Source organism: Enterobacter sp. Crenshaw, from assembly GCF_024734705.1.
Lineage (GTDB): Bacteria > Pseudomonadota > Gammaproteobacteria > Enterobacterales > Enterobacteriaceae > Enterobacter > Enterobacter asburiae_B.
The window spans coordinates 4,075,552-4,087,321 of record NZ_CP102932.1; the positions used below are offsets into that span (position 1 = coordinate 4,075,552).

The 11,770-nt window shown below is 53.5% G+C and carries 10 protein-coding genes and 2 tRNA genes; 1 reads left to right on the forward strand and 11 read right to left on the reverse strand.

What is annotated here, in order from left to right; genetic code table 11:
• Positions 1-196 precede the first annotated feature (196 nt).
• From rpsO to NWV12_RS19415, 7 genes are all read right to left on the reverse strand, one after another.
• Positions 197-466, reverse strand: coding sequence for a 30S ribosomal protein S15 (gene rpsO / locus NWV12_RS19385; protein WP_003861789.1), 270 nt, complete (start codon positions 464-466; stop codon positions 197-199).
• A gap of 154 nt (positions 467-620) precedes the next feature.
• Positions 621-1,571 carry a tRNA pseudouridine(55) synthase TruB gene (gene truB, locus NWV12_RS19390; RefSeq protein ID WP_048981195.1) on the reverse strand — a complete coding sequence of 317 codons (951 nt, stop codon included), beginning with the start codon at positions 1,569-1,571 and terminating at the stop codon, positions 621-623.
• On the reverse strand, positions 1,571-1,975 hold the full coding sequence (gene rbfA / locus NWV12_RS19395) for a 30S ribosome-binding factor RbfA (protein WP_003024988.1): 405 nt from the start codon (positions 1,973-1,975) through the stop codon (positions 1,571-1,573). The genes truB and rbfA overlap by 1 nt, the downstream gene beginning before the upstream one ends.
• A gap of 89 nt (positions 1,976-2,064) precedes the next feature.
• Entirely contained in the window at positions 2,065-4,752 is a 2,688-nt protein-coding gene (gene infB, locus NWV12_RS19400) for a translation initiation factor IF-2 (protein ID WP_029739629.1), read from the reverse strand.
• A gap of 24 nt (positions 4,753-4,776) precedes the next feature.
• Positions 4,777-6,279 (reverse strand): transcription termination factor NusA, encoded by a 1,503-nt coding sequence (gene nusA / locus NWV12_RS19405; RefSeq protein WP_029739628.1) that lies wholly within the window; start codon positions 6,277-6,279, stop codon positions 4,777-4,779.
• A 28-nt stretch (positions 6,280-6,307) separates the two neighbouring features.
• Entirely contained in the window at positions 6,308-6,760 is a 453-nt protein-coding gene (rimP, locus tag NWV12_RS19410) for a ribosome maturation factor RimP (RefSeq protein WP_014833432.1), read from the reverse strand.
• 207 nt (positions 6,761-6,967) lie between these two features.
• A tRNA-Met gene (locus tag NWV12_RS19415) sits at positions 6,968-7,044 on the reverse strand.
• A 287-nt stretch (positions 7,045-7,331) separates the two neighbouring features.
• Between NWV12_RS19415 and argG the strand changes: the two genes are divergently transcribed.
• Positions 7,332-8,678, forward strand: coding sequence for an argininosuccinate synthase (argG, locus tag NWV12_RS19420; protein WP_024906366.1), 1,347 nt, complete (start codon positions 7,332-7,334; stop codon positions 8,676-8,678).
• A gap of 192 nt (positions 8,679-8,870) precedes the next feature.
• On the opposite strand, the gene NWV12_RS19425 is transcribed toward argG, so the two are convergent.
• The 4 genes from NWV12_RS19425 to folP form a co-directional block, all read right to left on the reverse strand.
• Positions 8,871-8,957: transfer RNA gene (locus NWV12_RS19425), tRNA-Leu, on the reverse strand.
• A 9-nt stretch (positions 8,958-8,966) separates the two neighbouring features.
• On the reverse strand, positions 8,967-9,299 hold the full coding sequence (gene secG, locus NWV12_RS19430) for a preprotein translocase subunit SecG (RefSeq protein WP_048981194.1): 333 nt from the start codon (positions 9,297-9,299) through the stop codon (positions 8,967-8,969).
• A gap of 223 nt (positions 9,300-9,522) precedes the next feature.
• Positions 9,523-10,860, reverse strand: a complete 1,338-nt coding sequence (glmM, locus tag NWV12_RS19435) for a phosphoglucosamine mutase (RefSeq protein ID WP_023309339.1) — start codon at positions 10,858-10,860, stop codon at positions 9,523-9,525.
• Positions 10,853-11,701, reverse strand: a complete 849-nt coding sequence (gene folP / locus NWV12_RS19440; protein WP_048981192.1) for a dihydropteroate synthase — start codon at positions 11,699-11,701, stop codon at positions 10,853-10,855. The genes glmM and folP overlap by 8 nt, the downstream gene beginning before the upstream one ends.
• Positions 11,702-11,770: the final 69 nt, after the last annotated feature.

Here is an 11,770-nt window from a genome sequence, read left to right on the forward strand (position 1 = left end):
GTCGATTTAACCCGACCTTCTTCGCATCCTCGCGACTAATGACAACCAACACCCCCATGGGTGAAGCCTCTCATTAGCCGCGCGAACCTCTGCAATGAAGATCATTTATAGCAACAATACAATAGTTTCCAGTGAATTGCTGCCGTCTGGTTGAAAAAAGGGGCCATCAGGCCCCCTTTTCTGAAACTCGCAAGAATTAGCGACGCAGACCCAGACGCTCGATCAGCGCGGTGTAGCGTGCAACATCTTTACGTTTCAGGTAGTCGAGCAGTTTACGACGCTGAGAAACCATACGCAGCAGACCACGACGGCTGTGGTGATCTTTTTTGTGCTCTGCAAAGTGACCCTGCAGGTGGTTAATCTGTGCAGTCAGCAGTGCAACCTGAACTTCGGTAGAACCGCTGTCGTTAGTACCACGACCAAACTCAGAAACGATTTTAGCTTTAGCTTCAACGCTTAGAGACATTTTCAAACTCCAAAGTATAAAGAATGTAAGGATGCCGATCTCTAATTCAGCAATCCCATGTACGCCCCGCAGATTGTTAAACAATTTACCAGGCGTTAAGCGGCGATATTCTACTCGTCTCCCCTGCTTATCGCAAGGTGAGCCGTTATCACCGTCACGCGTCGACCGGATATTCGACGACCAGACGACGCGGCGCAACGCGCCCTTCGCCATCCATTTCGCCCATACCGATGAATTTCCCTTCGTCACCTTCGGTCACGCGTACCAGTCCTTCCAGTGGCGCTTGTGCCGTACGAACCGGGTTGCCGTTCTTAAAGTAAACGGACGATGTTAAAGGAAGATTAACAACCGGGAAGTCCGCTGCCGGACTGTCCATCGGCATCAGCAAAGGATCCAGCAAATCTGCCGGCGCAATCCCCTGCGCTTCCGCCTGTTCTACCAGGTCGCGCAGATATTCCAGGGTCACCATCCGCTCCACCGGGTACTTGCTCACCGCCAGGCGGCGCAGGTAAATCACATGCGCGCCGCAGCCCAGCTTTTCACCGAGGTCGTCGATGATAGTGCGAATATAGGTCCCTTTCGAACAGTGTACTTCCAGCTCCAGCTCATCACCTTCGTGGCGAATAAACAGCAGCTCATACACGGTTATCGGACGGGCTTCACGCGGAACGTCAATGCCCTGGCGCGCATATTCGTAGAGCTTCTTGCCCTGATATTTCAGCGCCGAATACATCGACGGCACCTGCATCGTGTCTCCACGGAAGCTCTCCAGCGCAGCATCAAGCTGTTCCGCGCTGAACGTCACCGGACGCTCTTCCACCACCTGGCCATCCGCGTCGGAGGTATCCGTGCGCTGGCCCAGTTTAGCGATAACGCGGTAGCGCTTATCGGAGTCGAGCAGGTACTGGGAAAACTTTGTCGCCTCTCCCAGGCAGACCGGCAGCATGCCTGTTGCCAGCGGATCGAGCGCGCCGGTGTGGCCCGCACGGTTGGCGTTATAAATACGCTTAACTTTCTGCAGCACGTCGTTGCTGGAAGCGCCCTGGGGTTTATCCAGCAGCAGCACACCATGCACGTCGCGACCACGACGACGAGGACGACTCATTAGTCCTCCTTGCTGTCGTCCGCCGGGTTAACACGACGCTCGTCGTCATGTTTAACCACGCTGGTCACCAGGTTGGACATACGCATACCTTCAACCAGCGAGTTGTCGTAGAAGAAGGTCAGCTCAGGCACGATGCGCAGGCGCATCGCTTTGCCGAGCAGGGAGCGGATGAAACCAGAGGCTTCCTGCAGCGCTTTAATGCCGTTTTTCACTGCCGCTTCGTCCTGATCGTTCAGGAAGGTGACGAACACTTTTGCATACGCCAGATCGCGGGACATTTCGACACCGGAAACGGTGGTCATCATGCCGACGCGCGGGTCTTTAATTTCACGTTGCAGAATGAGTGCGATCTCTTTCTGCATTTCCTGCGCTACGCGCTGAGGGCGACCAAATTCTTTCGCCATAATAAATTCTCCAGACAAAAAAGGGGCTAAAAGCCCCTTTTAAAATTATTGCCGGGTGGCGCGAGGCGATCCCGGCTTACAATCGGTAATTAAGCGATGGTACGCTGAATTTCGATGATCTCGAACACTTCGATCATATCGCCAACGCGAACGTCGTTGTAGTTCTTCACGCCGATACCACATTCCATGCCGTTACGGACTTCGTTAACGTCATCTTTGAAGCGGCGCAGGGATTCCAGCTCGCCTTCGTAGATAACCACGTTGTCACGCAGTACGCGGATTGGGTTGTGACGCTTGATGTTACCTTCGGTAACCATACAGCCCGCGATCGCACCGAATTTCGGTGATTTGAACACGTCACGTACTTCAGCCAGACCGATGATCTGCTGTTTCAGCTCAGGAGACAGCATGCCGCTCATCGCTGCTTTCACTTCGTCGATCAGGTTATAGATGACGGAGTAGTAACGCAGATCCAGGCTTTCGGCTTCAATTACTTTACGCGCAGATGCATCCGCACGAACGTTGAAGCCAACCAGGATAGCGTTGGAGGCCGCAGCCAGGGTTGCGTCGGTTTCGGTGATACCACCTACGCCAGAACCGATGATCTTCACTTTCACTTCGTCGGTAGACAGTTTCAGCAAGGAGTCGGAGATCGCTTCCACAGAGCCCTGAACGTCAGCTTTCAGAACGATGTTCACTTCGTGAACTTCGCCCTCGGTCATGTTGGCAAACATGTTCTCGAGTTTAGATTTCTGCTGACGAGCCAGTTTAACTTCACGGAATTTGCCCTGACGATACAGCGCAACTTCACGCGCTTTCTTCTCGTCACGCACAACCGTCACTTCGTCACCGGCAGCCGGAACACCGGACAGACCCAGGATTTCCACTGGAATGGACGGACCCGCTTCCAGAACTTCCTGACCCAGTTCGTTACGCATCGCACGAACGCGGCCGTATTCGAAGCCACACAGAACGATGTCGCCCTTGTTCAGGGTACCTTCACGAACCAGAACGGTTGCAACCGGACCACGACCTTTATCCAGGAAGGATTCGATTACCGCGCCGCTCGCCATACCATTACGGATCGCTTTCAGCTCCAGTACTTCAGCCTGCAGCAGGATCGCGTTCAGCAGGTCGTCGATACCGGTACCCGCTTTCGCAGATACTGGGATGAACTGCGCTTCACCGCCCCACTCTTCCGGCATAACGCCGTACTGAGACAGTTCGTTCTTCACGCGGTCCAGATCGGCTTCTGGCTTATCGATTTTGTTGACTGCAACAACCAGAGGCACCTGCGCCGCTTTCGCGTGCTGGATAGCTTCGATGGTCTGTGGCATCACGCCGTCGTCTGCGGCAACAACCAGTACAACGATATCCGTTGCCTGAGCACCACGAGCACGCATTGAGGTAAACGCTGCGTGGCCTGGGGTATCCAGGAAGGTGATCATGCCGTTTTCGGTTTCTACGTGGTAAGCACCGATGTGCTGGGTAATACCACCCGCTTCACCAGAGGCAACCTTAGTAGAACGAATGTAGTCAAGCAGAGAGGTTTTACCGTGGTCAACGTGACCCATGATGGTCACAACCGGTGCACGCGGTTCAGCCGCAGCGCCAGTATCACGGTCGCTCATTACTGCTTCTTCCAGCTCGTTTTCACGACGCAGGATAACTTTGTGGCCCATCTCTTCAGCAACCAGCTGTGCGGTTTCCTGATCGATGACCTGGTTGATGGTCGCCATGGCGCCCAGTTTCATCATCGCTTTGATGACCTGAGAGCCTTTAACCGCCATCTTGTTCGCCAGATCGCCAACGGTGATGGTTTCGCCAATCACGACGTCACGGTTAACGGCCTGAGCAGGCTTCTGGAAGCTCTGCTGCAGGGCGGAACCTTTACGCTTACCGCCTTTACCGCCGCGAACAGCAGCGCGTGCTTCTTCACGGTCAGCTTTGGATTCAGCGTGCTTGTTGCCTTTTTTCGCCGGACGCGCAGCTTTTGCATTACGGCCACGGCCACGACCGCCTTCAACTTCACGGTCGTTATCATCTTCAGCCTGACGCGCATGCTGAGAAGTGGTCACGTGATAGTCGCTGGTGTCTTCAGTCGGCTCAACGGTATTCACACCATTCTTCTCGTTTTCTTCTGCCATACGGCGCGCTTCTTCGGCGACGCGGCGAGCTTCTTCTTCCAGCTTACGGCGGGCTTCTTCTTCCGCTTTACGCTTCAGCTCGGCAGCTTCATTTTCACGGCGGGCTTTTTCAGCCTGGGCGGTTTTGGTCATTTCGTCTGTCTGTTGATTGCTCACTTTGTCTTTTTCCGCAGCGTCACGCTTCACTTTATCACTTGCGTCGCGTTTCGCTTTTTCTGCGGCCTCACGTTCAGCTTTTAATTCTGCTTCACGTTTGGCGGTTGCTTCCGCCTCACGCTGAGCTTGTTCTTCCGCTTCACGCTGTGCCTGCTCTTCCGCGGCAAGGCGTTCTGCCTCTTGCGGATCACGTTTTACAAAGGTGCGCGTCTTGCGGACTTCAATTTGGACCGATTTGCTTTTGCCACCGGTACCTGGGATGTTTAACGTGCTACGCGTTTTGCGCTGCAGCGTTAACTTGTCAGGCGTCGAACCATGTTCACGGTTCAGGTGCGTTAACAAGGTTTGTTTTTCTTGCGCGGTCACCGAGTCATCAGCGGACTTCGGGATCCCTGCATCAGCAAATTGCTGTACCAGGCGGTCCACGGAGGTCTGAATCTCAGCAGCCAGCGATTTTACAGTTACATCAGTCATGCTGTTCCTTCCTGCTACAGTTTATTACGCTTCGTCGCCGAACCAGCAAATATTACGTGCGGCCATGATGAGCTCGCCGGCTTTCTCGTCGGTTAAACCTTCGATATCAGCCAGGTCATCAACGCCTTGCTCAGCGAGATCTTCCAGCGTACAAACACCACGGGCAGCCAGCTTGAACGCAATCGCACGATCAAGACCTTCCAGATTCAGCAGGTCATCAGCCGGCTTCTTATCGCCAAGGCTTTCTTCCTGAGCCAGTGCCAGGGTGGTCAGTGCGTTTTTAGCGCGTTCACGCAGGGCTTCAACGGTTGGTTCATCCAGACCGTCAATTTCCAGCAGCTCTTTCATTGGCACATAGGCCAGTTCTTCCAGCGTAGAGAAACCTTCTTCAACCAGAACAGTGGCGAAGTCTTCGTCAATATCCAGGTATTTAGTGAAGGTATCGATCGCCGCATGGGCTTCAGCCTGATGCTTAGCCTGCAGGTCATCAACGGTCATTACGTTGAGTTCCCAGCCGCTCAGCTGTGACGCCAGGCGTACGTTCTGACCGTTACGGCCGATTGCCTGCGCCAGGTTGCCCGCTTCAACAGCGATATCCATGGTGTGTTTGTCTTCGTCAACAACGATAGACGCCACATCAGCTGGAGCCATTGCGTTGATCACGAACTGCGCCGGGTTGTCATCCCACAGAACGATATCAATACGTTCGCCGCCCAGCTCAGTCGAAACTGCCTGAACGCGCGCACCGCGCATACCGACGCAAGCACCGACCGGGTCGATACGCTTGTCATTGGTTTTCACCGCAATTTTCGCACGGGAGCCCGGATCGCGAGCCGCCGCTTTAATCTCGATAACTTCTTCACCGATTTCCGGCACTTCAATACGGAACAGTTCTACCAGCATTTCTGGTTTAGAACGGGTCACGAACAGCTGTGCACCACGCGCTTCAGGGCGAACGGCGTACAGAACACCGCGAATACGGTCGCCTGGACGGAAGTTTTCACGCGGCAGCATATCTTCACGCAGGATCACGGCTTCAGCGTTACCCGGCAACCCTTCGGATTTGATCTCCAGGGAGATGTTGTCGCGGTTCACTTTTTTCACCACGCCGGTGATGATCTCGCCTTCCTGATCGCGGAACTGATCGACAACCAGCGCACGCTCGGCTTCGCGCACTTTCTGCACGATAACCTGTTTAGCGGTCTGAGTCGTGATACGGTCGAAGGTCACAGATTCAATCTGATCTTCTACGTACTCGCCCACGTTCAGACTTTCGTCTTCAAAACGGGCAGCTTCCAGCGTGATCTCTTTGGTCGGCTGGGTCACTTCTTCAACGATTACCCAACGACGGAATGTATCGAAGTCACCGCTTTTACGATCGATTTCTACGCGAACATCGATCTCTTGTTCGTATTTTTTCTTGGTTGCTGTAGCCAGTGCACTTTCCAGCGCTTCGAAAATCTTCTCACGCGGCAGTGATTTCTCGTTGGAGACGGCTTCAACAACAGCCAAAATTTCTTTGTTCATCGCGGGCTTTTCACCTCAATCCAGACTGTTAAAAGTGGGGAACCAGGTTCGCCTTCTGGATATTACTCAGCGCGAACACTTCATCTTTGCCTTCGACTGTCACCGTGATCATTTCACCATCAACGGCTTTGATAATTCCCTGCCATTTACGGCGGTTCTGTACGGCCATACGCAGAACGAGAGCCACTTCTTCACCGGTAAAGCGCACATAGTGCTCGGCCGTGAACATCGGGCGATCGAGGCCAGGTGAGGAAACTTCCAGGTTGTACGCAACGGTAATCGGGTCTTCAACATCAAGAACCGCACTCACCTGGTGGCTGACATCAGCACAATCATCAACATTGATGCCATCTTCACTATCAATATAGATGCGCAGCGTCGATGTACGGCCGCGAACGAATTCGATGCCGACCAGTTCGTAGCCCAGTGCTTCGACCGGTGCAGTAATCATCTCTGTTAATTTTTGCTCTAATGTGGACAAGCCCACCCCCAAGACATAAAAAAAGGGCGTAAAGCCCAGTTATTCTGTAGTCAGATAATAAAAAACCCCGATAAATCGGGGCTTTAGATAACTGAACCCTATAGCCACAACTGTGGCCTGGAGCACTTTCCGAAAGAATTTTTTCAAATCCAGCTACGAAGGCTCTAAGTCTTCACAGTATATTTGAAAAAGAACTTTATGGGAAAGTGGTTGCGGGGGCCGGATTTGAACCGACGACCTTCGGGTTATGAGCCCGACGAGCTACCAGGCTGCTCCACCCCGCGCCTGAAACGTGGCAAATTCTACGCGTTTTGGACAGAATTTGCAAATAATGCTGGGATTTGGTACCGAAGACGGGACGTAAAATCGGCGTTTAGTATATTGATAGTTGACCCCACCTGTCAACCCAACTTCCGCCAGATCGATTAGACCAAAATTTTTACAAAAAACGCACGACTCTCTTCCGGTCTTCGCCAAAAGATGATTAAATGAATACTCACTTATTTTGCATAAAAATGCACAAGAGAGCGAAAGCGGTCTCTAATCAGTCAATCAAGCAGGGTTTTATTCTATGACGACGATTCTCAAGCATCTTCCGGTAGGACAACGTATTGGCATCGCTTTCTCAGGCGGCCTGGATACCAGCGCTGCACTGCTGTGGATGCGCCAGAAGGGAGCGGTTCCGTACGCCTATACTGCGAACCTGGGTCAGCCGGATGAGGACGACTACGATGCCATACCTCGTCGCGCTAAAGAGTATGGTGCAGAGAACGCGCGCCTGATTGACTGCCGTAAGCAACTGGTCGCTGAAGGTATCGCGGCTATTCAGTGCGGTGCGTTCCATAACACCACCGGCGGCCTGACCTATTTCAACACCACCCCTCTGGGCCGTGCGGTCACCGGCACTATGCTGGTTGCGGCGATGAAAGAAGACGGCGTCAACATCTGGGGTGACGGTAGCACCTATAAAGGTAACGATATTGAACGTTTCTATCGTTATGGCCTGCTGACCAACGCCGAACTGCAGATCTACAAGCCGTGGCTGGATACCGACTTCATCGACGAGCTGGGTGGCCGTCATGAAATGTCCGAGTTTATGATCGCCTGCGGCTTCGACTATAAGATGTCAGTCGAGAAGGCCTACTCCACCGACTCCAACATGCTGGGTGCGACGCACGAAGCGAAAGACCTGGAATTCCTGAACTCCAGCGTGAAGATCGTTAACCCGATCATGGGCGTGAAGTTCTGGGACGAGAACGTAAAAATCCAGGCTGAAGAAGTGACCGTGCGTTTCGAACGCGGCCATCCGGTTGCGCTGAACGGTAAAACCTTCTCTGATGATGTTGAGCTGATGCTGGAAGCTAACCGTATTGGCGGTCGTCACGGTCTGGGCATGAGCGATCAGATTGAAAACCGTATCATCGAAGCGAAAAGCCGTGGCATCTATGAAGCCCCGGGAATGGCACTGCTGCACATCGCTTACGAGCGTCTGCTGACCGGCATTCACAACGAAGACACCATTGAGCAGTATCACTCTCATGGCCGTCAGCTGGGTAAACTGCTGTATCAGGGCCGCTGGTTCGATCCACAGGCGCTGATGCTGCGTGATGCGCTGCAGCGTTGGGTGGCAAGCGCGATCACCGGTGAAGTGACGCTGGAGCTGCGTCGCGGCAACGACTACTCCATCCTGAACACCGTGTCTGACAACCTGACCTATAAAGCAGAGCGTCTGACCATGGAGAAAGGTGAATCCGTGTTCTCACCGGACGATCGTATTGGTCAGCTGACCATGCGTAACCTGGACATCACCGATACCCGCGAGAAGCTGTTCAACTATGTTGAGAATGGCCTGCTCTCCGCCAGTTCAGGTAACGGTCTGCCGCAGGTTGAAAACCTGGAGCACAGCGATAAGAAGTAATCGCTGACGTAACGTGCAAAAGGCGCCCACAGGGCGCCTTTTTTATTTTGATTTTCGTAGGCCCGGTAAGCGCAGCGCCACCGGGCAACATGGCGGTTGACGCATGCGCTTACCCGCCCTACAAAAGATCGGAGATCTCGCAGTCTACAGACGAAAAAAAAGACGTCTTTCGACGTCTTTCTTCTGGAATATTGGTACCGAGGATGGGACTCGAACCCACAAGCCCGTTAGGGCACTACCACCTCAAGGTAGCGTGTCTACCAATTCCACCACCTCGGTACAGAATACTTAGTGCGGGATATCGCTGGTTGGCTTAGCCGGTGCAGCTGGCTGAGTTTGATCAGTTTTCGCTGGCGCGCTCAGATTTTCCCACTCGCTTCCTTTGCTGGTCTTGTTGCTGTTGATATTGCCAAGCACAAGGCTGATGATGAAGAACAGCGTAGCCAGAATCGCCGTTGTGCGGGTCATGAAGTTCGCAGAACCACTTGAACCGAACAGCGTACCGGAAGCGCCTGCTCCGAAGGAGGCTCCCATATCAGCGCCTTTACCTTGCTGCAGCATGATCAGCGCTACGAGAGCGATGGCTACAATAAGGAAAATAACTAAAAGAGCTTCGTACATAATCAACCTGTTCCTTGCGGATTTGCCGCATACCAATGCTTCGACCAATTAGCAGGATTTTTGTTTCCCACTGAAGCGGGTGTGAATACTAACCAAAGCGAATGACCTTCGCAAGGGCATTTTTGACGCATTGTATCAACTGCGGAAAAAAACAGCAAAAAGCCATTAATTGCTTAAAACAAAGGCGACAAAAGCCGCCTTTTTATACATTTAGCGTGCACGATTATGCAGCTTTCACAGCGTCCGCAATACGGTGTGCAAATTCGGTTACCTGCGCTTCGTCTTCACCTTCCACCATCACGCGGATCAGCGGTTCAGTACCAGACTTACGCAGCAGCACGCGTCCACGATTGCCCAGGGCCGCTTCAACGTCAGCCATCACCGCTTTGACGTTCTCGTTTTCCAGCGGATCGCCTTTACCGGCAGTGAAGCGTACGTTTACCAGGATCTGTGGGAACATTTTCATCCCGCTGCACAGATCGTGCAGGCTCATATGGTTGCGCGCCATTGCGGCAACCACCTGCAGCGCGGCCACGATACCGTCACCGGTTGTGGTTTTGTCGAGCAGGATCACGTGACCCGAGTTTTCTGCACCGATGCGCCAGCCCTTCTCCTGCAGTTTTTCCAGCACATAGCGGTCACCCACTTTCGCGCGGACAAACGGAATACCGAGCTGTTTCAGCGCCAGTTCCAGGCCCATGTTACTCATCAGCGTGCCCACCGCACCGCCGCGCAGCTGGCCCTGACGCAGGCCCTCACGGGCAATGATGTAGAGGATCTGATCGCCGTCTACCTTGTTACCTTCGTGGTCGACCATGATCACGCGGTCACCGTCGCCGTCCAGCGCAATGCCCAGGTCGGCTTTCTCTGCCAGAACACGCGCCTGCAGGGCACGAACATCAGTTGCACCCACCTGCTCGTTAATGTTCAGACCATCCGGCTCGCAGCCAATGGTGATGACTTTCGCACCCAGTTCGCGGAAGACATTCGGGGCGATGTGATAGGTCGCGCCATTAGCACAGTCCACCACAATTTTGAGGTGAGCCAGGCTCAGCTCATTCGGGAAGGTACCTTTACAGAATTCGATATAACGGCCCGCCGCATCAACGATACGGTTCGCTTTACCCAGCTCTGCGGAATCTACACAGGTGATCTCTTTTTCCATTTCGGCTTCAATGGCTTCTTCCACGTCATCCGGGAGCTTGGTGCCGTCAATAGAGAAGAATTTAATGCCGTTGTCGTAGAACGGGTTGTGAGAAGCTGAGATGACAATCCCCGCTTCCGCACGGAAAGTGCGCGTCAGATACGCGACAGCAGGCGTTGGCATTGGGCCCGTAAAGGAAGCGGACAGTCCAGCCGCCGCAAGACCCGCCTCCAGCGCGGATTCCAGCATATAGCCGGAAATACGGGTGTCTTTACCGATAATGATCTTACGGGAACCATGACGCGCCAGCACTTTGCCAGCAGCCCAGCCGAGCTTCAGGACAAAATCAGGGGTGATGGGAGCATCGCCTACACGCCCACGGATACCATCGGTGCCAAAATACTTACGATTACTCATAGCGTTTGTTTTCCTTCGCTGCCAGTGTGGCTTCCACCACGCGCATGGCTTCTACTGTTTCTTTGACGTCATGGACACGAATAATGTGCGCGCCCTGCATCGCCGCAATCACCGCGCAGGACAGGCTGCCGCTCAGGCGTTCGCTCGGCCCCACGTTCAGCAACTGCCCAATCATCGACTTTCTCGACATCCCCACCAGCAGCGGCAGGTCAAAGTGATGGAATTCCGATAAGCGCGCGAGCAACGCATAATTGTGGGAGAGATTTTTACCGAAACCGAACCCCGGGTCGAGCAACAATTTCTCTTTTGGGATACCTGCACGTTCGCAGCGCGCAATATGTTCAATAAAGAAGCGATTCACGTCGGCAAAGACATCATCATACTTCGGTGCTTCCTGCATGGTTTTCGGTTGGCCCTGCATGTGCATCAGGCATACCGGTAACCCGGTCTCTGCCGCAGCTTCAAGTGCGCCGGGCTCAGTGAGCGAGCGAATATCATTGATAATGTGAGCGCCCACTCTCGCCACTTCACGAATCACTTCGGGTTTAGAGGTATCAACGGAGATCCATACTTCAAACCGCTGCGCGATAGCTTCAACCACCGGCACCACGCGCGCCAGCTCTTCTTCCACAGACACGTCAGCCGCACCAGGACGCGTCGATTCGCCGCCAACGTCAATGATGGTGGCACCCGCATTAATCATTAGATTCGCGTGTTTAACCGCCTCGATAAGCGTGTTATGCGTGCCGCCGTCAGAGAAGGAGTCAGGGGTAACATTCAGGATCCCCATCACATGGGGATGTGAAAGATCGAGATGCGAGTCCTGAGCGAATAATTTCATGGCGAAATCCCTGGTATCTATATCGTTAAACAGAAATGAAAAACCCCGGAGCAAGCTCCAGGGTTTGAG